A 20,159-nucleotide genomic window follows, 5' to 3' on the forward strand; every position below is an offset into this window, starting at 1 on the left:
CGACCGGGCCTTTCCGACTGGCCGGCTGGCCTTGTCGGGTGTGATCGGGCGAAATTACTTCGCCTTGGCGACCACCGATTCGAAGGGCTTGTAAGCTTCCTTGGCGAGTTCGGCATAGAGATTGCCGATCTTGCTGGCCTCGGCCACGAAGCTCTCATAGCTCTGCTTGGCGTAGTCGGTCTGGATCTCGACGGCCTTCTCGATCGACTTGGCCGCGAACAGCTTTTCGAAGGCGGCGCTGCCGGCTTCGAAGCTCTTCTTGGTGTATTCGCCGGCTTCGGTGGCGATCGCCTGAGCGCCCTTGGTGAGCGAGGCAAAGCTCTTCAGCCCGGTGTCGGCAAATTCCTTGCCGTATTTCGAGAAGTCCTCATAGGTCTGGGTCATTTCATGCTTCCCTTTGGTTGAAACGCCCTTTTGGCCCCGGGCGCCCTTGTGCAATGCACCTCAATATATTGTGCAATGCACAAAAGGTCAAGAATCCCTTGAGTAAGCAGAGCTCCAGCGCCGGCGGCCGGTAAAATTCGATTAAAGAGAAGCTCGATTTGCCGAAAAATGGTGAACGCTGCGGTTACCATAAACGGATTGGTAACGCTGGGCGCGATAGCTTGGCCGGAAGCGAGGCAGGCACTCCCTTTGCCGCCTCCGGGGCAACGAAAATTCAGGGTAAGTAACGGTGCGTCAGGCGTTGTCGGGCTTCGTCTCCAAATCTTCTCTCTCCTTCAAGGCAATCATGGTTGCCGCGCTCGCGGTGACGATTGTCGCCGCCGATGTCGCTTCGGCCCTTGCGGCAAGGTCCGCGGCCATCGTCGTCGACGCCAAGACCGGCAAGGTGCTTTATTCGGCCGATGCCAATGGCCGGCGCTATCCGGCTTCGCTCACCAAGATGATGACGCTCTATTTGACCTTCGAGGCGTTGGCGAAAGGCAGGATCAGCAAGAACACGCCGGTTCCGTTTTCCGCGCATGCCTCCGCCGAGGCGCCGACCAAGCTCGGCGTTCGGCCCGGCGGCTCGGTTCCGGTCGAGACCGCTATTCTCTCGATCGTAACGAAATCGGCGAATGACTCGGCAACCGCGCTCGGCGAAATGCTCGGCGGCAGCGAAGACAATTTCGCCCGCATGATGACGGCCAAGGCACGCCAGCTCGGCATGAACGGCACCGTCTTCCGCAACGCCAACGGCTTGCCCGATCCCGGCCAGTTCACCACGGCGCACGACATGGCCATGCTTGGCATCGCGCTGCGCGAGCACTACCCGCAATATTACGGCTATTTCTCGCAGCGCTCGTTCCTGTATGGCCGCCAGCGCATCAACGGCCACAATCGCCTGCTCGGCCGCATCAAGGGTGTCGACGGCATCAAGACCGGCTACACCCGCGCCTCGGGCTACAACCTCGTCTCCTCCGTCGCCGACGGCGATCGCCGCCTCGTCGCGGTGGTAATGGGCGGCGCTTCCGGCCGCAGCCGCGACAACCAGATGGCCGCGCTGATCAACACCTATCTGCCGCGCGCCTCGACGCGCGGCGGTGGCGATCTCATCGCCAAGGGCGGCGACAATCCGATCCAGACCTTGGCCAAGGTCTTTTTGCCCAAGCATGACGCGCCCACTCCGGACGCCAAGCCGGTAACGGATGACACTGTCGTTGCCTCAGCCGGCGATGATGTCCAGGACGACGCCCAGCAGTTGGCCGAGGAGACGGAGCCGGTCATCAAGGTCAAGAAGGTGAAGACGGTTGCCGTCGCCGCCATGGCGCCTGCCCCTAAATCCCAAGAGACCTCGCCCCAGGTCGTCACCGCCTATGCCGAGCCCGCGCCGGCAGCGCCCGCGATCGATCCGGTAAAGACGTCGTCGGTGCCGTCCGGCTGGGTGGTCCAGGTTGCCTCCTCGCCGACGAAAACGGGGGCCCAGGCGCTGCTCGATCAGACCGCCAAGCAGGCGCCGGGGATCCTGGCCGACGCATCGGGCTTCACCGTCGCATTCGACAAGGACGGCACCACCTACTACCGCGCCCGCTTCGGCGGCTTCGGCTCGAAGGGCGCCGCCTGGAAGGCCTGCGATGCCCTGAAGCGCAAGAAAATCTCGTGCTACGCCGTCGAGCAATAGGCGGCTGTTGAATCTCCCGGAAGGTACCGGCGTCGAAGGAGACTAATCGTGATTGGAGAGCAAGACGTCCTTGGCTTCATTGATCCGCGCCGCCAGGACAGACGTGCCGCCGACATCGGCGTTCAGGCGCTGCATCAGGCGGCGGTGCGCCTTGCGGATATCCGCCGCGGCAGCCCCCGCTTCAAGACCAAGGACCTTGTAGGCCTCCTCCTTAGTCATGGCGCCCGCACCTGGCGCAACACCCAGCCCTTCGCCACCGTGAGGCTGCGCGTCCTTGCGCCAGACGGAAAAACGGCCGTCAAGATACGTCTCTAGGAGCTGGCGGCTCTCCGGATCGGGACTGAGTTCGCCATGAAGTTGGCGCAGGTCCGTCAGTCCCATGGCCCCCAGCATCTTGCCTTCATAACGTCCGGCCAGGACAAGCCCCTCGAGCCTGCCGCTGTCATGGTCGAGGTCCATTTCGAGCGCGGCGGTGCGCACCGTCGAATGCTTGGAGGCAGCCGCCCGCGCCGGAGGCCGCCTCGTGCGTATCCATCCGACCCAGGCCAGCGCCGCGAGCAAAAGCAATCCGCCGATAAGGCTGCGGCCGAAGATCAGCATGGGCGCGCCGACCAGCCCCAGGAAGGCCGGCCCAAGCGATCTGAGACCGTCGGCCATCCTTGCCGCGTCCGCGCGCACAAATAGCATCGCGGCGCCGAAAAGCACCACGAGCATCGCTGCCAAAGCAAGGATCACGCCCATCGATTAGCACCGCCATAGGGACGACCGAGCATAGAAATAGGATGGGACCAAGGTCCGGCGCTTGCAAGTCCCACACCGGGCGAGCCGAAGGGCCAGCGCCGCGGGCGGTAAACAAAGCCGCGCTAGAGCAGACCGAGCTCGGCGAGTTCGAGCCTCAGCTTCGGCGGCATCTCGGCCAGCGCCGGCCCGCCCTTGCCGAGATCGGCCGGCGCGTCGGCGGGCTTCAGGTAGCGCCAGCCCTGGAAGGCACGGCGCGGCTGCCAGTCGGTGCGCACGACCTCGGGATCGAGCATCAGATGACAGCGGCCGATACCTTCATCGTCGGTGAAGGGCCGGATCTCCGTGATCAGTTGCCGGCACTGCACGCTGCCCTTGATCACCCAATAGAGCGAGCCGCCGTCGGTGATCTCGCCGCCGCGCGTCGGCACCATGCGGGTGGTGTGCCAATGCTCGGCCGGCTCGCCGGCGCGTCGCCGCTCATCGAGGCGGAAGGCAATCCACTCCTCGAGGTCCTCGACGCTGTCGCAGCCGACGCACAGTTTGATGAGATTGAGTGACATGCCCCAAGATTTAGCCGCAAGGGTCGACGCGTCAACGCCTTGAGCGACTTCTCCACAGGGCCAGCCTGGGAGCCTCGATGAGACCCTCAGCACTCGACGACGTTGACCGCCAGGCCGCCGAGGCTGGTTTCCTTGTACTTCTCGTTCATGTCGAGGCCGGTCTGGCGCATGGTTTCGATCGCGGCGTCGAGCGGCACGAAATGCGTGCCGTCGCCCTTGATGGCCAAGGAAGCGGCCGTCACCGCCTTCACCGCGCCCAGCGCGTTGCGTTCGATGCAGGGCACCTGCACCAGGCCGCCGACGGGATCGCAAGTCATGCCGAGATGATGCTCGAGCGCGATCTCGGCGGCGTTCTCAACCTGCTCGGGCGTGCCGCCCATGACGGCGCACAGGCCGGCGGCGGCCATCGCCGAAGCCGAACCCACCTCGCCCTGGCATCCGACCTCGGCGCCCGAGATCGAGGCATTGGATTTGATGATGCCGCCGACGGCGGCGGCCGTCAGCAGAAAGTCGCGGATGCTCGGCTGGTCGGCTTCGGGATGGAAATGCAGCCAGTAGCGCAGCACTGCCGGCAAGGTGCCGGCGGCGCCATTGGTCGGCGCGGTCACCACGCGCCCGCCGGCGGCGTTCTCCTCGTTGACCGCCATCGCGTAGATCGACAGCCAGTCGTTGGCGAGCAAGGGATTGGGCCTGTTCTGCTGCCACTGTTCCTGCAGCTTGTCGTGCAGCTGCCGCGCGCGGCGGCGCACCTTCAAACCGCCCGGCATGATGCCGTCCTGCGACAAGCCGCGATCGATGCAGCCCTTCATCGCGCCCCAGATCGCGTCGAGGCCTTCGTCGAGTTCCTCGCGCGACATATGCTTTTCCTCGTTGGCGCGCTTCATCTCGGCGATCGAAAGCCCGCTCTTGGCTGCCATCGCCAGCATTTCGACGGCATTCTTGAAGGGGTACGGCACGTTCTTGCCCTCGGTCGTCACCGAGCCCTTTGCCTTCATGCGCTGCAGCTCTTCCTCCGAAACGACGAAACCGCCGCCGATCGAATAATAGATGCGCTTGAGCAGCAGCCGGTCGGATGCGTCATAGGCATAGAAAGCCATGCCGTTGGCGTGGCCGGTCAGCGGCGTCTTGCGGTCGAGCGCGAGGTCCTTGGCGGGATCGAAGCGGTATGCCGGATGCCCGGGCGGCGAAATGCGCCTCTCCGCGCCGATGCGGGCGACTATGCCGTCGGCCTCGTCTGGATCGACCGTCTGCGGCGTCTGGCCCGCCAGGCCCAGGATCACGGCGCGGTCCGAGCCATGGCCGATGCCGGTATAGGCAAGCGAGCCGTGCAGGCTGGCGCCGATGCGATCGACCTTGACGCCGGCGGGGCGCGGCCAGTCATCGGCCAGTATCTCGTCGAGGAACCGGCGCGCGGCCGTCATCGGCCCCATCGTGTGCGAGCTCGACGGGCCGATGCCGATCTTGAACAGGTCGAAAACCGAAAGGAACACGGGGTCGTTGTCTCCTGAGGGTCGCTTGAAACCTACATATAGGAATTCCCGGGATGTTTCCGCTGTTTTGAATGCCGCGGCGCGGCGGCTGCCGACCTTGTTTGCTCCGCCAGCGACATCACTTCAACTCGGGCCTGCGCGCCGTCTTCTTCTCGGTCGGCTATCTCGGCTGGTTCGTCGATCCGGTGGTGTTCGTGGTGTCGATGCTGGTGCTGTTTGCCGTGCCGGTGCGCCGTCAGTTCTTCTTCGCGGCCCGGCAGGCGGTGCTCGGTCAGCCGCCCGGCCCGGGGAAGAACTGATCGATCCTGCCGGACAGCCTGTAGGCGAAAAGCCCGATCCACTCGCGCACCGCAATGGTGGTCGCTTGCACCGAGTCGACCGGATTGTCGCGGTAGAAGCCGACGCCTTCCCTGCCCGAGGTGCGATAATCGACCGGCCACGGAATGGTCGCAAAACCCGCCTTGTCGAACAGCGCCTTGGCGCGCGGCATGTGGAAAGCCGAGGTGACCAGCAGCCAGGTCTCGCCCGGTTTCGGCTCGACGAGATTCCGCGAGAAGACGGCATTCTCGTAAGTGTTGCGGGATTTGTCCTCGAGGATCATGCGATCGGCCGAAACGCCTAAAGCGCCGAGCAGCCGCGGTGCCGTGTCGGCGTCGCCCTCGCCGTCGAGGAAAAGCGAACCGTTGCCGCCGGACACCACGATCTTCGCTTGGGGAAAGTGCCTCGCCAGGATCGCGGTCTCGACCATGCGGTCGCCGCTGCTGTTCAACTCATAGCCACCGCGCGCCAGGTTGATGGCGCCCTCGAAGCCGCCGCCAAGCACGACGATGCCGTCGACCTTTTCCGGTAGTGGCGGCTTGGGGAAGCGTTCTTCGAGCGGGGTCAACATCATCGCGCCAATCGACGTCCAGGCCGAAAGCATCAGGATCAGAAAAGCCAGCACGCTGCCGGTTGCAGCCAGCCGCCGGCGCCCGAACAGCGCCGCAAGCAGGCCGGCGAGCAGCAGGAAGACGGCCAGATTGATCGGCTGGATGAAGAACCAGAGAATCTTGGAAAGATAGTAGAACACGCTTGGCACCTACCGCGCAGAGGAATGGTTGGTGGCGGTAAATCGCCTAACGGCTTCCGCCACCGCTTCAGCTTCGGGCCGGCTCAGTTCCCGGCCAAAGGAGATTGAACCTGTTGCGCCGGTCAAACGGACAACTTCCTTCAGTCCGGCCTCGTCCGTCGGATAGGCGTGATCCAGGATTTCGACCGAAAGCGGTCCGCTGAAGGTCAGGGAAGCGCGGTTGGAAAGCGGGCTGCCCCTGGATTCGCGGAGCACGGCGGTTCTTGTGACGCGCAATTCCTCCCCGGCGGAGGCCAGCCACAGCAATTCTTTGCCGAGGAAATAGGCGAACAACCCGACGACAGCCAGGAATGAGAGAAGACCAACCAGGCCCATCGCGATCGTCGCCGGCGACCGGTCGAAGAGCCCCCAATACGCGGTGACGGCGACAATCCCGACAGAAAGCAGAACAAAGCCTGTTCTTATGGTCGAACGCCGCGGCGGGTTGCCGATGATCAGTTCGCCTGCCGTCTCGACAATGGATATGCGAGACGGGGCCGACATCCTACCACCATTTCTCCGGCTGGAATCTGCCTGCGGCCTTTTCGATCACATGCGCTGTCTGGAACAGCGTTTCCTCGTCGAACGGGCGACCGATCAGCTGCAGGCCGAGCGGCAGGCCCTTGCCGTCGAGGCCGGCCGGCACGGAAATGCCGGGAAGGCCCGCCATGTTCACCGTCACGGTGAAGATGTCGTTGAGGTACATCTTGACCGGATCGGAAGCCATGTCCTCGTCGGCCACACCGAAGGCAGCCGACGGGGTCGCCGGCGTCAGGATGACGTCGACGCCGGCGGCGAAGACGTTCTCGAAGTCGCGCTTGATCAGCGTGCGCACCTTCTGCGCCTGCAGATAGTAGGCGTCGTAATAGCCGGCCGACAGCACATAGGTGCCGATCATGATGCGGCGCTTGACCTCGCGGCCGAAACCGGCGGCGCGCGTCTTCTCATACATGTCGATGATGTCCTTGCCGGGCACGCGCAAGCCGTAGCGCACGCCGTCATAGCGGGCGAGGTTCGACGAAGCCTCGGCGGGCGCCACGATATAGTAAGCCGGCAATGCATATTTGGTGTGCGGCAGGGAGATATCGACGATCTCGGCGCCGGCATCCTTCAGCCAGGCGATGCCCTTCTGCCAGAGCGCCTCGATGTCTTCCGGCATGCCGTCGACGCGGTACTCCTTCGGAATGCCAATCTTCATGCCCCTGACCGGCTTGCCGACCGCCGCTTCATAGTCCGGCACCGGACGGTCGACCGAGGTCGTGTCCTTCGGATCGACGGAAGCCATCGACTTCAACAGGATGGCGGCATCGCGCACGTCGCGCGCGATCGGTCCGGCCTGGTCGAGCGAGGAAGCGAAGGCGACGACGCCCCAGCGTGAGCAGCGCCCGTAAGTCGGCTTGATGCCGACCGTGCCCGTGAAGGCGGCTGGCTGGCGGATCGAGCCGCCGGTGTCGGTGGCGGTGGCGCCCGCGCAGAGGAACGCAGCTACCGACGATGCCGAGCCGCCGGATGAGCCGCCCGGCACCAACTGGGCATTGTCCAAGGTCCGCGCCGTCTTCGTGCCGCCGGCGGAAACAAAGCCACCGTCACCCTGATGCGTCGTCGGCATCACGACCGTGTCGAGGCGCGAGCGTCGCCACGGATTGATCACCGGGCCGTAATAAGAGGTCTCGTTCGACGAGCCCATGGCGAACTCGTCCATGTTGAGCTTGCCGAGCATGACGGCGCCGTCGGCCCACAGATTGCTGGTCACGGTCGATTCGTAGCGCGGCTTGAAGCCGTCCAGCACATGGCTGCAGGCCTGGGTGTGGATGCCTTGGGTGGCAAACAGGTCCTTGATGCCGAGCGGAATGCCTTCCAGCGCGCCACCCTCGCCCGTGGCGAGCCTGGCATCCGAAGCCTTGGCCATGTCGCGCGCCTTGTCGGCGGTCACAGCCACATAGGCGTTGAGCACGGGATTGGCGCGCTCGATCGCCGCGAGATAGGCCTCGGTGATCTCGGCCGCGGTGATCTCCTTGCCGCGCAGCTTGGCGCGGGCCTCGGAAATGGTGAGATGTGTGAGATCGCTCATCAGGCAAGGCTCTTTTCGTAAAACACCGACCACTCGGAGTCGGGATAATCCAGAACCGGTCCGCAACGCGAGAATCCGGCGCGCTCATAGACGGTCCAGGCGGCAGGATGCCGGTCGCCGGTTTCGAGAACCAGGCGCGTCAGCCCTTCCCGCCGGGCAAGCGCCTCGACCCGTCCGACGATCTCGGCGCCGATCTTTCTGCCGCGATGCGAAGGCCGCGTATACATGCGCTTGACCTCGCCGGTGGCATCGTCATGGCGCTTGAGCGCGCCGCAGCCGACGGCAAGGCCGTGGTCGCGGGCGATGAATACGGTCGTATCCTCGTCCGCCATCTGCTCGACGGTGAGATGATAGCAATGCTCGGGCGGCGTCAGCTCGAGCAGCGCGGCGTTGAGTTCGGCGACCAGCGCACGCACGTCGTCCTGCAAAGGCGTCTCGATGGCGATCTCGACAGCCACAGCCTACTCCACCACCTTCGGAACGAGGAAGAAGTTCTCTTCCGTCGCCGGCGCGTTGGCGACGATGTCGGCCGCCTTGTTGCCGTCGGTCACGGCATCCTGGCGCTTCTTCATCTCCATCGGCGTGACCGAGGTCATCGGCTCGACGCCCGAGACATCGACCTCGTTCAATTGCTCGACGAAGCCGAGGATGGCGTTCAACTCGCCGGTCATGCGCTCGGCGTCCTCCTCGCTTACCGCGATACGGGCAAGGTGCGCGACGCGCTTCACGGTCTGGAGATCAACGGACATGTTCTTTTCGCCTCGGGAAAACCAGTGCGGGCTATAGCGGCGCCGCGCTCAGCGCGCAACATGGATGATGCCGGAGCGGTCGGCACGCGGCCGCCCGCTCGGCTACCGAGGCAGCGCCACGCCTTCGCAACGATAGTAGCTGCCGCCGTTGCCGGACCGCTCGCCCTCATCGTCGACCGGCCGGACCGAGACAAGGTCGATCTGTTTTGCGCTTACCCGGGTGACCGAAAGCACGTCCGGAAACACATGGTCGGGTTCCTGGCAGATCGCGGTCACGGCCCAACTCGATGCGCTCTGTGCTGACTTGGAGGAACTCGCAATAGTACTCGATCCCTTGCAATCCCTCAGCCGTCAACACGATGGCGTCGATCACGGTCTGCAGCGTTTCGTTCTTGGCCTTGTCGCAGAGTTCCTCGGATTGCAGGCAGACGCCCTCGATGAATCGTCGGCCGCCGGCGCCGGCGTTGCCGCGACCAGCATCGAAACGCAAAGAGTCTGCCTCAAGACCGTGATTTTATTCGAGATTCCTGACGGAGAAACCTAGATCATGATCGCCTTGCCTATTTCCGGCAACGCCACCTTGACGCCCGACCCTTCCATGCCGGTGACGAACTTGTCGGCGGTCTGGTCGATCATCGAGAAAGTGCCGAAATGGCAGGGAACGACTGTGTCGAAGCCGAAGAATCGGCGGCAGGCAAGCGCCGCCACCGCACCGCCCATGGTGAAGCGGTCACCGATCGGCACGATGCCGATCTTCGGCTCGTGCAGTTCGTTGATCAGCCCCATGTCGGAGAAGATGTCGGTGTCGCCCATGTGGTAGAGCGTCTTGTCCTCGGGAAAGTGCAGGACGAGCCCGCCCGGATTGCCGAGATAGGTGTTCGTGCCGCCCTCACCGCCGAAGGAGGACGAATGCAGGGCCTGGACGAAAGTGGTGGTGAACGGCCCGCAATCGACCGTGCCGCCGAGATTGCCCGGATTGATCTTGTCGCCGCTGACGCCCTGGCCGACGAGATACATGCAGATCTCGAAATTGGCGACCAGCATGGCGCCGCTTTTCTTCAGCACTTCGACCGCGCCGCTGACATGGTCGTTGTGGCCGTGGGTCAGTAGCACATGGGTCACGCCCTCGGCCGGCCCTTCCCAGCCGCCCGTCCAGGACGGGTTGCCGACCAGATAGGGGTCGATGAGAATGGTGGCGTCCTTGGTCTCGACGCGGAATGCCGAATGTCCGTACCAGGTCAGTTTCATGAATACTTCCTCGATTTTTCCGTTGCCGGAAGATAGAACGCTCCCGGCAAATTGAAAGTAGCGCGGCGCTTCTCACCGTCAAAAGAATGTGTGACGCGCGGATGTCAGGAAAAGCCGTTGGGCATTATTTCAATCGAGGGACTGCCGGAGCGGCTTGCCGCCGGCAGGACGCTCGCCGGTCTCGATCTCGGCGACAAGACGATCGGCGTGGCGGTTTCCGATCGCGGGCTGTCCTTCGCCCATCCGCGCCCGGTCATCCTGCGCAGGAAGTTTTCGCTCGATGCCACCCAGTTGCTCGCTCAGTTCGAGAAGGACAATGTCGGCGCCGTCGTGCTCGGCCTGCCGGTCAACATGGACGGCTCGGAAGGACCGCGGGCCCAGAAATCGCGCGCCTTCGTCCGCAACATGGCGCCGCTGTCGGACCTGCCCTTCGTGCTGTGGGACGAGCGGCTGTCGACGGTCGCTGCCGAACGCACACTTATCGAGATGGATTTCTCGCGCAAGAAGCGCGCCGGCAAGATCGATTCGGCGGCCGCCGCCTTTATTCTGCAGGGAGCGTTGGACCGGCTTCAGTCGCTCGGCCGAGCCGATCGGAGCTGATATCGCCCAGCCGACGCTGCCTGATCCATTCGGCGATGTTGCGCCGGCGGCGGAAGGCCCAAAGCCCCATGAGCAGGAAAAAGTCGAAAATGCAGGTCCGCGCCACCATGCCCGGGATAATGGCCGGATCGATGCCCAGCATCTGGCCATAGAGCTCGAAGACGAAATCATGCAGCTGGCGGCTCAGCATCACATAGCCGAAATTCATGTCGTTGAGCGACAGGAAGAACCATCCCCAGAAGATCGCCATCGGCGCGGCCCAGAGTGCGAACAGCGTGCGCATCAGCGGCTGCCTCCTGGCTTGCGCTCCGGGCGGCCGGATATGCGGGAAAGGAGCGAGCTGTGCGCGGCGCCCATCGCCATCCGCGAGGCGGCGCGAACATCGCCCTCCGGCAAATTCATTGCGGCGAAGGTGGAGCGCCGTTCGGCCAGCACGGCGACATAGGAAGCAAGCAGCGCCGTCATCTGGATGGCGACGATCATGAACAGGCCGTCAATGCCTTGCGCCACGCCGCCGATGAGAATCACCGAGAGCAGGAAGGACGCCGAGATGAAGGCGATCCGCGCCACGCTCTCGCCCGCGTCCGGCCTTGCCGCCGCGTTCAGTAGCGTTTCGAGGAAGGTCCAGCAGAACAGCACCGCGACGGTCAAAAGCGCGACCGAGAGCGGCGCGACCACGACGGCATTTTCGAACTGCGGAAACCGGTTGCCCTGGACTGGGAGGCCGAGCACGCCAAGAGCCGCCGCTATGCCGCGGCTGCCGTCCATGCAGATATAGGCAAGCAGGGCGAAAACCACCGCCCAATGCAAGGCCAGAACTGAGCTCAACACGTGCCGCATACGCTTCCCGCTGGCGGAGCTCGGGGGGTCATGGTTAATCGTTCCCTACTCCAGCAAGCGGAGATTGGGCCTTGCAACGGTTCGCCGCAACGGAAACCATTTGTTAAGGTTAACAGCTATCCACAGATCGGCAATCCGCCTTGGGGGCACGATGCCGAAAAGCCGGATCAGGTCACCGGCGGATAGAGCGTGTCGATGATCATGCGCGCGTCGTGGCGCGAATCGAGCATGCCGTAGGTGGTGCGCCACTGACCGCCGAGCCGGGTTTCGACGAAGGCGTCGGCGATCCGCCCTGCCCCCAGCCTGCGAAGCTCCGCCGCGGCGGCCGAAAGCGCCAGCTGTTCGGTGAGCAGGCGCGCCGAACCCTGATCGGTCGCGGCGACCTGCATGGCGGCTTTCAGCACGCCGATGGTGCCGCGCCCGCCGGTGCCGAGATCGCGGTCGATGCCGGTTAGCACCTCCTCGAACAGGCCGGGCGCGCGGCCAAGCACGCGCAGCACGTCGAGCGCCATGACATTGCCCGAGCCCTCCCAGATCGCGTTGACCGGCGCCTCCCGGTAGTAGCGGGCAAGCGGCGCTTCCTCGACATAGCCGTTGCCCCCAAGGCATTCCATCGCCTCGTAAAGCAGCTGCGGCGCGATCTTGCAGACCCAGTATTTGACGACAGGCGTCATGGCGCGGGCAAAGGCCGCCTCGCCGCGATCGCTTGCCGCCTCGTCGAAAGAGCGCGCCAGCCGGAACGACAGCGCCGTGGCCGCGGCGACATCGAGCGCCATGTCGGCCAGAACCCGCTGCATCAGCGGCTGGTCGATCAGGCTGGAGCCGAACACCTGGCGATGACGCGTGTGATGGACGGCCTCGGCGAGGCCCGCCCGCATCAACGCCGACGAAGCGACCGCGCAGTCGAGCCTGGTCAGCGTCACCATGTCCATGATCGTCTTCACGCCGGCGCCTGGGTCGCCGACCATCTCGCCGATCGCGTTGACGAACTCCACCTCCGACGAGGCGTTCGAGCGGTTGCCGAGCTTGTCCTTCAAACGCTGGAAGCGGAAGCCGTTGCCGGAGCCGTCGCCCAGGATGCGCGGGACGAGGAAGCAGGACAGTCCCTCCGGCGCCTGACCGAGCACCAGGAAGGCATCCGACATCGGCGCCGACATGAACCATTTGTGGCCGGTCAACCGGTAGAACCCGCTTCCCGTGCGCTCCGCCCTGGTGGTGTTGGCGCGCACGTCGGTGCCGCCCTGCTTCTCGGTCATGCCCATGCCGAGCGTCAGTCCGGTCTTTTGCACCGGAGGCTTCTGTGTCTGGTCATATTTGCGCGTCGTCACGCGCGGCGCCCATTCGCGGAAAAGCTTCGGGCTTGCCATCAAAGCCGCCAGCGAGGCGCTGGTCATGGTGATGGGACAAAGATGCCCGGTCTCGAGCTCGGCGGTCAGATAAAAGCGCGCCGCCCTCACCTGATGGCGGCGGCCGATCTCGGCATCGCCGTTTTCCCACACGGAAGAATGCAGCCCGCCGGCGACCGAGCGGCGCATCAAGGCGTGATAGGCCGGATGGTATTCGACCAGGTCAAGGCGGCGGCCCTGGCGGTCATGCGTCCGCAATTTCGGCGTGTCGGTGTTGGCGAGGCGTGCGAGTTCCTGCGCCTCCTGCGTCATGACGAACCGGCCAAGCCCGTCGAGATCCTTGCGCACGGGGTCGGAAAAACGCTCGGCAAGCTGGATGAGCAACGGATCGCCCCGCCATGCGTTGCCGCCCGTCAACGGCGGCGGCTGGTTGATCACCTCGTCGGTCAAGCCCAATCCTTCGTTTGGCAGGGAGGTCCTATCATTTTCAAGGCCGCGGTCGCGAATCCGAAGCCACTGGGCCTTATAGCCCAAGCCATGCAAGGCGCGCGACGAAAATACCGGGGAGAACGCTCGCAATCCAAAGCTGGCGCTTGCGGCAGGCCGGACCGCACCCTATAGCAGCGCCTTGAGATGACCGACGCTTCGTCCCTGCCGCTCTTTCCCCACCGCCATCTTCTAGGCATCCGCGATCTTTCCCCCGCCGATATCGAGCTGCTGCTCGATCGGGCGGACCAGGCCGTGGCGATCTCGCGGCAATCGGAAAAGAAGACCTCGACGCTGCGCGGCCGAACCCAGATCAACCTGTTCTATGAGGCGTCGACCCGCACGCAATCGTCCTTCGAACTGGCCGGGAAAAGGCTTGGCGCCGACGTCATGAACATGTCGGTGGCAAGCTCTTCGGTGAAGAAGGGCGAGACGCTGATCGATACGGCGATGACCCTCAACGCCATGCGGCCGGACATCCTCATCATCCGCCACCAGTCGGCCGGGGCAGCGGCGCTCCTGGCGCAGAAGGTCGGCTGCTCGGTGGTCAATGCCGGCGACGGCGCGCACGAGCACCCGACGCAGGCGCTGCTCGATGCGCTGACCATCCGCCGCGCCAAGGGGCCGCTGTCGAAGCTGATCGTGGCGATCTGCGGCGACATCCTGCATTCGCGAGTCGCCCGCTCCAACATCATGCTTTTGAACGCGCTTGGCGCGCAGGTGCGCGTCGTCGCGCCCTCGACATTGCTGCCGTCCGGCATCGACAGGATGGGCGTGATCGTCGCGCGCTCGATGGCCGAGGGCCTGAAGGATGCCGACGTCATCATGATGCTGCGCCTGCAGCGCGAGCGTATGGAAGGCGCATTCGTGCCGTCGATCCGCGAATATTTCCACTATTTCGGCCTTGATGCCGAAAAGCTGAAAGCCGCCAAGAACGATGCGCTGGTCATGCATCCCGGTCCGATGAACCGTGGCGTGGAAATCGCCTCCGAAATCGCCGATGGGCCGCAAAGCGTCATCCAGGAACAGGTGGAGATGGGGGTCGCCGTACGCATGGCGGTCATGGAAGCCCTGCTCGACCCGCGCCGCAACCATGAGGGGCGCGGCGCATGAGCGTGACCGTCTTCAGCAAGGCGCATATTGTCGACCCGTCGCGCTGCGTCGACGAGATCGGCAGCGTCATCGTCGACGGCCGCAGAAGCGTCGCTGCCGGAAAGGCGGCATTGAACCAGGGCGTGCCGGAAGGCGCCGCCGTCGTCGACTGCGCCGGCAAGACGATCATTCCGGGCCTTGTCGACGCGCGCGTCTTCATCGGTGAACCAGGCGGCGAACATCGCGAAACCATCGCCTCGGCAAGCGTGGCGGCGGCAGCGGGCGGCGTCACCTCCATCGTCATGATGCCGGACACTGATCCGGTGATCGACAATGTGGCTCTGGTCGAATTCGTGCTGCGCACGGCACGCGACACCGCAAGCGTCAACATCTTTCCGGCGGCCGCGATCACCAAGGGCCTCGAAGGCCGCGAAATGACCGAATTCGGCCTGCTGCGCGCAGCCGGCGCCGTTGCCTACACCGACGGCCGCCACACGATCGCCAATGCGCTGGTGATGCGCCGCGCGCTCACCTACGCCCGCGATTTCGGCGGTGTGATCGCGCATGAAACCCAGGATGCCGACCTCGCCTCGTCCGGTGTGATGAACGAGGGGCTCTACGCAAGCTGGCTTGGCCTCTCTGGCGTCCCGCGCGAGGCCGAGCTCATTCCTCTTGAACGCGACCTGGCACTGGCCCGGCTGACCGGTGGCGCCTACCACGCCGCCAAGATCTCGTCGGCGATGGCGGCCGGCGCGGTGAACAGGGCCAAGACCGACGGCGCCAATGTCACGGCCGGCGTCGCCATCCACAACCTGTCGCTCAACGAGAACGACGTCGGCGAATACCGCACCTTCTTCCGGCTAACCCCGCCCTTGCGCGCCGAGGACGACCGGCTGGCGATGATCGAGGCGATCAAGGACGGCACGATCGACATCATCGTCTCTTCGCACGACCCTCAGGACGTCGACACCAAGCGCCTGCCCTTTGCCGATGCCGCCGCCGGCGCCATCGGGCTAGAGACGCTGCTTGGCGTAGCACTTCGGCTCTACCACAATGCCGACGTGCCGTTGCTGAGGCTGATCGAGACGCTGTCCACGGCGCCGGCAAGACTGTTCGGCCTGCCGGGCGGCACGCTGAAGCCGGGCGCGCCGGCCGATCTCGTACTTGTCGACGTCGACGAGCCGTGGATCGTCAGCGAAAGCGGTCTGCGCTCGCGCTCGAAGAACACCTGTTTCGAAGGCGCGCGCCTGCAGGGCAAGGTCTTGCAAACGATGGTTGCGGGACGCCCGGTGTTTTCCGCATAGACCACCTATCGCTTTGAGCCTTGCCTGGCCTGCCCCCTGCACAGAGTTGCTTGGCGAACCCTCCCGACTCTACCATTATACCATTGTGACCAACTGATGCCTGAGCAGGCCTAGCTCTTGCAAACCACGGTTGCATAACGCACAGTATCTCAATCCTGGAGCGAGCAACCGGAGCGACAGGAAATAAGGGGGAACAATGGGTTACGCGGTCGCGCTCGTCTTCGGCTATCTGCTTGGCTCGATCCCGTTCGGGCTTCTGATCACCCGCGCGGCCGGGCTCGGCGACGTTCGCAAGATCGGCTCCGGCAATATCGGCGCGACCAATGTGCTGAGGACGGGCAATAAAGGGCTCGCTGCGGCCACGCTGCTGCTCGATGCGCTGAAAGGCACGGCCGCGGTGCTGGTCGCCGGGCATTTTTCGCCGGACTTCGGACTGTTGGCCGGCTTCGGCGCCTTCCTCGGCCATCTTTTCCCGGCCTGGCTCGGCTTCAAGGGCGGCAAGGGCGTCGCCACTTATCTGGGCGTGCTGCTCGGCCTTGCCTGGCAAGGCATGCTCGTCTTCGCCGTCGTCTGGCTCGCTATGGCCTTCCTGTTTCGCTATTCCTCGCTGGCGGCGCTGGCGGCGGCGGTCATTGTGCCGATCGCGCTCTATTTCATAAGCACGCCGCAGATCGCCGGCCTGTTCGCCGTGATGAGCCTGATCGTCATCGTCAAGCATCATGCCAACATCTCGCGGCTGCTGGCCGGCACCGAAGGCAAAATCGGGGCGAAGGGATGAGCGCGCCGGCCGCCGGCCCGCGCCTCAGCGACCGGCAGCGGCTTGCCTGGCTTCGCCTGATCCGCACACCTAATGTCGGCCCGGCCTCGTTTCGCGAGTTGATCAACCGCTTCGGCTCGGCTGAAGCCGCGCTTGAAATGCTGCCCGAGCTGATGATATCCGGCGGCGCCAATCGTATCGTCCGCATCCCTTCCGTCGCCGAGGCCGAAGTCGAGCTGGACGCCGCCCGGCGCGTCGGCGCCCGCTTCGTCGGCATCGGCGAGGCCGATTATCCGCCCTTGCTGAAGACCCTCGACAATCCGCCGCCGCTGCTGGCGGTGAAAGGCGAAGGCGCGGTCTTCCGCCTGCCGGCGGTGGCGATCGTCGGCGCCCGAAATGCCTCGCTGGCCGGCATCAAGATGGCGCGCATGCTGGCAGCCGATCTCGGCCGCGAAGGCTACGTCATCGTTTCCGGCCTGGCGCGCGGCATCGACACGGCCGCGCACAAGGGCAGCGTTTCGACCGGCACCATCGGCGTGCTGGCCGGCGGGCTCGATGTCCCCTACCCGTCCGAGAATGCCGGCCTGTGCGACGAGATCGCCGATCGTGGCGGCGCCATCGTTTCGGAAATGCCCTTCGCCTGGCAGCCGCGCGCCCAGGATTTCCCGCGCCGCAACCGCCTGGTTGCCGGCATGGCGCTTGGACTTGTGGTGGTCGAGGCCGCACAGCGCTCCGGCTCGCTGATCAGCGCCCGCCTCGCCAATGAAATGGGCCGGCTGGTCTTCGCCGTGCCGGGCTCGCCGCTCGATCCGCGCGCCGCCGGCTGCAACGCGCTGCTCAAGGACGGCGTCACGCTCGTCACCGAGGCCGCCGATGTGCTCGGCGCGCTGGCGCCGCTTGCCGGCACCCGGGCTCCAAGAACCGCGCCGATTGCCGAGGCGCCCGACATATCCGCCATGCCGCCGCCCGGCGAAAACGACCGCGCCGATGTGCTGGAAGCGCTCGGACCCACGCCGACCGCCGTGGATGACATCATCCGCCATACCGGACTGAGCGCCGCGCAGATCGCCATGGTGCTTCTGGAGCTCGACCTCGCCGGAAGGTTGGAACGCCATGCTGGCGGGAATGTCTCGCTGGTTCCGGGAGGGAACTGAACTGGCTGCGATAATTGTCACAGAACGCTTGGTGATCAGCCCCGCATACGAATCCTGAGGAGCATCTTGCGAATGAACAGTGGCACCATGCCGTTGTAGAGACCGCTCACTTCGTCAACGAAGCGCGAGAGCCGGGAAACTCGATCGTCTATTTGGCGCAGGATTGCATGATTGCCCGGTCCGCCCTGGATCAGGTCTGCAGTCGATTGGCTCAGTGCCGTCAACAAGGCGGAATTGCCTTCCAACGTCTTCGTGTTTGCACGCAACAGCTCCATCATCGTCAGTTGGTCGATTGCGTCCGGCCAGCCATGCATCTCCTTGACGATTCGCAACCATTTGCGATGCGGGATGGACACGGCAATTTCTTCGATCCAGGACGCAGTTCCCAGAGCCACCTCTTCGGACGTCGCGCGAAGCCCCGCATGCAAAACTTGATCATAGACGCGCAGATGCTCGTCAATGAAGTGGGGCGAGCCCGCCATGTCGCGGAAGTAGGCCGAGACGGTCGCAGCATCATCTGCATTGTAGCTGCAGATCGCAGCCATCAAATTTTCTGCCGTGGTCGGCCTGTCGAGTAGACTCACCCCAAGGTTGGCCCGCCGCCACCTTTCCATGTTGCCGGTATCGAGCATCCCGGCAAAACCTCGTGCATCGCAAACCACGACCGAGCAGCCCACCGCCGCGGCCTCGATGGCCATGCGCGCGGTGGCGAACACGACGTCATAGGCGAGAAGGTCCTTTTCGATCTGATTGGAATACCGGTTTGTGGCGGGGCCTAGTTCGTCGAGTTGGACACCTGTTCTGGCGCAGGCCACCCGCACCGCTTGCTGATGATCAAAGTTTTTTGTCAACAGCAGACCGCGCTTGGGACTAGCCGGAAGCGGCGGGCGAGGCCTGAACCGCTCAAGATCAACAGCGTTGTAGATGAGGTCAAGTTTGTCTTCTGGAATTCCTCTGGACAGGCACTTCGCCCTGCAGGCCTCGTCTACTGCGATCCAATGGCAAATCTGGGGATGAGGTATCGGCGCCTCGATTTCGAAGAACGAGCTGTGGCAGGAAAAGACCGCGGGCACGTCGGGAAATCTTGCCAGGGCCGTCAGGCAAGGCGTCAGATGCTGACCGTGGATGATGTCGGGCTTGTCGACGATCTCGGCAACCCGATCGACGACGTGATGGCCTCGCCGCCGCATTCTGTCGGCCATATCGCCGAGATTTGTAGTGAGCAGCATCGTTTGGTGGCCGGCGGCGCGTAACCCGTCGGCAAGCAATTCAACGACAGATTCCGTTCCGCTATTTTGTGCCACTGACAGGTTGGTGATGAGAACACGCAAGATAGGCTCCTTGCCGGCTGATCGCCATCGTCGATGACGGCAAATGCGGTCAATGTCTTAGTGAGAACAATTCGGCCCAACAAGTTCCCCGGTGGCGTGTCACTGGTGCAGAACGCCGATATCGATTGCATGTGGCAACCAAAAAATTGGAGCAACTCCATGGGTAGCAGACTCCAAAATGTGCTGATCCTCGCGCATCCGGGACACGAGCTCAGGATTCATCACTGGCTCGAAATCGCCAAGCCGAGGGTTTATCTTCTGACCGACGGGTCCGGCGGCCGCCAGAGCGCCAGGACCGAATATTCCCGCCAGATCGTCGAGGCGTCCGGGGGAACGCCGGGCTCGGTCTTCGGCGAAATAACCGATGCAGCTTGGTACAGCGCTCTTTTGGCCGGCGACCAAACATTCTTTCTCGATATATTTGCCAGGATCAGCGCGGACATTGACAGCGCTGAGGAAGTCCAGGTCGTATCAGACGCCGTTGACGGCTATAACCCGGTGCACGACTTGGCCTTCGTGTTCGGCAGCGCCGTGAACATGCTGCTGCAAAAGACACGCAAGGGGCATCCGCAGCTTTGCTCGGCCGCCGTACCCAACGTGCCCGGCACGGTTCAGCTGGAAATCAAGCTGGACCGAACAGCTCAGGCAAGAAAGAAAGCCGCGATCGAGGACTACATTCCATTGGCCGATGAAGCGCGCCTGATTCTTGCTCGCGACCCCGACTGTCTCCATCGTGAGCGCCTCATAGCACAGCAGCCCGACTGGACGGCCCAGACGCCCGAATGGGAGCGGATCGGACAAGATCGGGTGTCAAAGGGGATCTATGATCGCTGCATCACGTACAAGGACAATGTCCAGCCGATCGTTCGCCTCCTGATGTCACAGCCGGATCGATAGTCATGGACCGCGACCAGCGCTTGGCGCCACAGGGAACCGCTGAGATCTAACCTGACCGTGCTTCTACCGGAACAGTTACTTCGACGCTTCCGGATTGCCGCGGCGCAGATGAAAGTCAAATCCACTCCAGATTGATGTCGCGGATGTCGTCTTCGGCAATGCGCTGCCTGATGCGATCGAGCCGGCGCGCAATGTCGGTCGCTATTCTGTCATGGGTCTCCACCAGGAAAGCGCCGATAGACTGCTGCAGGCCCGCATCCAATATGGCTTCCAGGCATTCGGCT

22 protein-coding genes and 2 pseudogenes are annotated in these 20,159 nt (G+C 64.0%); 8 read left to right on the forward strand and 16 right to left on the reverse strand.

Going from position 1 to position 20,159, the window contains the following annotated elements:
* Nucleotides 1–54 precede the first annotated feature (54 nt).
* Nucleotides 55–384: a phasin family protein gene (locus FJW10_RS00430; protein WP_140830079.1), complete on the reverse strand. Its 330-nt coding sequence runs from the start codon at nt 382–384 to the stop codon at nt 55–57.
* A 289-nt stretch (nt 385–673) separates the two neighbouring features.
* On the opposite strand from FJW10_RS00430, the gene FJW10_RS00435 reads away from it, so the two are divergent.
* Nucleotides 674–2,101 carry a D-alanyl-D-alanine carboxypeptidase gene (locus tag FJW10_RS00435; RefSeq protein ID WP_140897595.1) on the forward strand — a complete coding sequence of 476 codons (1,428 nt, stop codon included), beginning with the start codon at nt 674–676 and terminating at the stop codon, nt 2,099–2,101.
* Between the two features lie 42 nt (nt 2,102–2,143).
* Here the strand turns inward: FJW10_RS00435 and FJW10_RS00440 are convergent, their stop codons facing one another.
* The 3 genes from FJW10_RS00440 to FJW10_RS00450 all read right to left on the reverse strand — a co-directional run bounded on the left by FJW10_RS00440 (nt 2,144) and on the right by FJW10_RS00450 (nt 4,892).
* The gene (locus FJW10_RS00440) at nt 2,144–2,842 is read right to left on the reverse strand and encodes a molecular chaperone DnaJ (RefSeq protein WP_140830082.1); all 699 of its coding nucleotides are present in this window, start codon (nt 2,840–2,842) and stop codon (nt 2,144–2,146) included.
* 122 nt (nt 2,843–2,964) lie between these two features.
* Nucleotides 2,965–3,402: a DUF1489 family protein gene (locus FJW10_RS00445; protein WP_140830084.1), complete on the reverse strand. Its 438-nt coding sequence runs from the start codon at nt 3,400–3,402 to the stop codon at nt 2,965–2,967.
* An 86-nt stretch (nt 3,403–3,488) separates the two neighbouring features.
* Nucleotides 3,489–4,892, reverse strand: a complete 1,404-nt coding sequence (locus tag FJW10_RS00450; protein WP_140897597.1) for an L-serine ammonia-lyase — start codon at nt 4,890–4,892, stop codon at nt 3,489–3,491.
* Nucleotides 4,893–5,011: 119 nt separating this feature from the next.
* Between FJW10_RS00450 and FJW10_RS00455 the strand changes: the two are divergent.
* Nucleotides 5,012–5,191: pseudogene (locus FJW10_RS00455) on the forward strand (DUF599 family protein); the annotation flags it as partial.
* Here the strand turns inward: FJW10_RS00455 and FJW10_RS00460 are convergent.
* From FJW10_RS00460 to FJW10_RS00490, 7 genes and pseudogenes are all read right to left on the reverse strand, one after another.
* A complete protein-coding gene (locus tag FJW10_RS00460; RefSeq protein ID WP_140897599.1) occupies nt 5,164–5,961 on the reverse strand; it encodes a YdcF family protein in 798 nt (265 codons plus the stop codon). The pseudogene FJW10_RS00455 and the gene FJW10_RS00460 sit on opposite strands and share 28 nt — an antisense overlap.
* A 9-nt stretch (nt 5,962–5,970) precedes the next feature.
* Nucleotides 5,971–6,504 (reverse strand): hypothetical protein, encoded by a 534-nt coding sequence (locus FJW10_RS00465; RefSeq protein WP_140897600.1) that lies wholly within the window; start codon nt 6,502–6,504, stop codon nt 5,971–5,973.
* A 1-nt stretch (nt 6,505) separates the two neighbouring features.
* The gene (locus tag FJW10_RS00470) at nt 6,506–8,071 is read right to left on the reverse strand and encodes an amidase family protein (protein ID WP_140897602.1); all 1,566 of its coding nucleotides are present in this window, start codon (nt 8,069–8,071) and stop codon (nt 6,506–6,508) included.
* On the reverse strand, nt 8,071–8,529 hold the full coding sequence (locus FJW10_RS00475) for a GNAT family N-acetyltransferase (RefSeq protein ID WP_140897604.1): 459 nt from the start codon (nt 8,527–8,529) through the stop codon (nt 8,071–8,073). Before FJW10_RS00475 ends, FJW10_RS00470 begins: the two co-directional genes overlap by 1 nt.
* Nucleotides 8,530–8,532: 3 nt before the next feature.
* Nucleotides 8,533–8,820, reverse strand: a complete 288-nt coding sequence (gene gatC, locus FJW10_RS00480) for an Asp-tRNA(Asn)/Glu-tRNA(Gln) amidotransferase subunit GatC (RefSeq protein WP_140545764.1) — start codon at nt 8,818–8,820, stop codon at nt 8,533–8,535.
* A 102-nt stretch (nt 8,821–8,922) separates the two neighbouring features.
* A pseudogene (locus FJW10_RS00485) lies at nt 8,923–9,300 on the reverse strand (hypothetical protein).
* Between the two features lie 60 nt (nt 9,301–9,360).
* Nucleotides 9,361–10,068 (reverse strand): metal-dependent hydrolase, encoded by a 708-nt coding sequence (locus FJW10_RS00490; protein ID WP_140830096.1) that lies wholly within the window; start codon nt 10,066–10,068, stop codon nt 9,361–9,363.
* A gap of 117 nt (nt 10,069–10,185) precedes the next feature.
* On the opposite strand from FJW10_RS00490, the gene ruvX reads away from it, so the two are divergent.
* Entirely contained in the window at nt 10,186–10,668 is a 483-nt protein-coding gene (gene ruvX, locus FJW10_RS00495) for a Holliday junction resolvase RuvX (protein WP_140897606.1), read from the forward strand.
* On the opposite strand, the gene FJW10_RS00500 is transcribed toward ruvX, so the two are convergent.
* From FJW10_RS00500 to FJW10_RS00510, 3 genes are all read right to left on the reverse strand, one after another.
* Nucleotides 10,610–10,951 (reverse strand): DUF6105 family protein, encoded by a 342-nt coding sequence (locus tag FJW10_RS00500; protein ID WP_140897608.1) that lies wholly within the window; start codon nt 10,949–10,951, stop codon nt 10,610–10,612. The genes ruvX and FJW10_RS00500 overlap by 59 nt on opposite strands.
* Nucleotides 10,951–11,508, reverse strand: coding sequence for a hypothetical protein (locus FJW10_RS00505; RefSeq protein WP_140897610.1), 558 nt, complete (start codon nt 11,506–11,508; stop codon nt 10,951–10,953). Before FJW10_RS00505 ends, FJW10_RS00500 begins: the two co-directional genes overlap by 1 nt.
* Nucleotides 11,509–11,675: 167 nt before the next feature.
* Complete coding sequence (locus tag FJW10_RS00510) at nt 11,676–13,304, reverse strand: DNA alkylation response protein (RefSeq protein ID WP_140653054.1); 1,629 nt, start codon at nt 13,302–13,304, stop codon at nt 11,676–11,678.
* A gap of 183 nt (nt 13,305–13,487) precedes the next feature.
* Here FJW10_RS00510 and FJW10_RS00515 point away from each other — a divergent pair, with 183 nt between their 5' ends.
* The 4 genes from FJW10_RS00515 (at nt 13,488) to dprA (ending at nt 17,647) form a co-directional block, all read left to right on the forward strand.
* Complete coding sequence (locus FJW10_RS00515) at nt 13,488–14,453, forward strand: aspartate carbamoyltransferase catalytic subunit (RefSeq protein ID WP_140897612.1); 966 nt, start codon at nt 13,488–13,490, stop codon at nt 14,451–14,453.
* On the forward strand, nt 14,450–15,736 hold the full coding sequence (locus tag FJW10_RS00520) for a dihydroorotase (protein WP_140897614.1): 1,287 nt from the start codon (nt 14,450–14,452) through the stop codon (nt 15,734–15,736). The genes FJW10_RS00515 and FJW10_RS00520 overlap by 4 nt, the downstream gene beginning before the upstream one ends.
* A gap of 196 nt (nt 15,737–15,932) precedes the next feature.
* Nucleotides 15,933–16,514 (forward strand): glycerol-3-phosphate 1-O-acyltransferase PlsY, encoded by a 582-nt coding sequence (gene plsY, locus FJW10_RS00525; protein WP_140897616.1) that lies wholly within the window; start codon nt 15,933–15,935, stop codon nt 16,512–16,514.
* Nucleotides 16,511–17,647 (forward strand): DNA-processing protein DprA, encoded by a 1,137-nt coding sequence (gene dprA / locus FJW10_RS00530; RefSeq protein WP_140897617.1) that lies wholly within the window; start codon nt 16,511–16,513, stop codon nt 17,645–17,647. The genes plsY and dprA overlap by 4 nt, the downstream gene beginning before the upstream one ends.
* A gap of 35 nt (nt 17,648–17,682) precedes the next feature.
* On the opposite strand, the gene FJW10_RS00535 is transcribed toward dprA, so the two are convergent.
* Nucleotides 17,683–18,978 carry a glycosyltransferase gene (locus FJW10_RS00535; RefSeq protein ID WP_140897619.1) on the reverse strand — a complete coding sequence of 432 codons (1,296 nt, stop codon included), beginning with the start codon at nt 18,976–18,978 and terminating at the stop codon, nt 17,683–17,685.
* A gap of 159 nt (nt 18,979–19,137) precedes the next feature.
* Between FJW10_RS00535 and FJW10_RS00540 the strand changes: the two genes are divergently transcribed.
* Nucleotides 19,138–19,875, forward strand: coding sequence for a hypothetical protein (locus tag FJW10_RS00540; protein WP_246674070.1), 738 nt, complete (start codon nt 19,138–19,140; stop codon nt 19,873–19,875).
* 115 nt (nt 19,876–19,990) lie between these two features.
* Here the strand turns inward: FJW10_RS00540 and FJW10_RS30320 are convergent, their stop codons facing one another.
* A complete protein-coding gene (locus FJW10_RS30320; RefSeq protein WP_181177360.1) occupies nt 19,991–20,137 on the reverse strand; it encodes a hypothetical protein in 147 nt (48 codons plus the stop codon).
* Between the last annotated feature and the right edge of the window lie 22 nt (nt 20,138–20,159).

It is taken from the genome of Mesorhizobium sp. B4-1-1, from assembly GCF_006439375.1.
GTDB lineage: Bacteria > Pseudomonadota > Alphaproteobacteria > Rhizobiales > Rhizobiaceae > Mesorhizobium.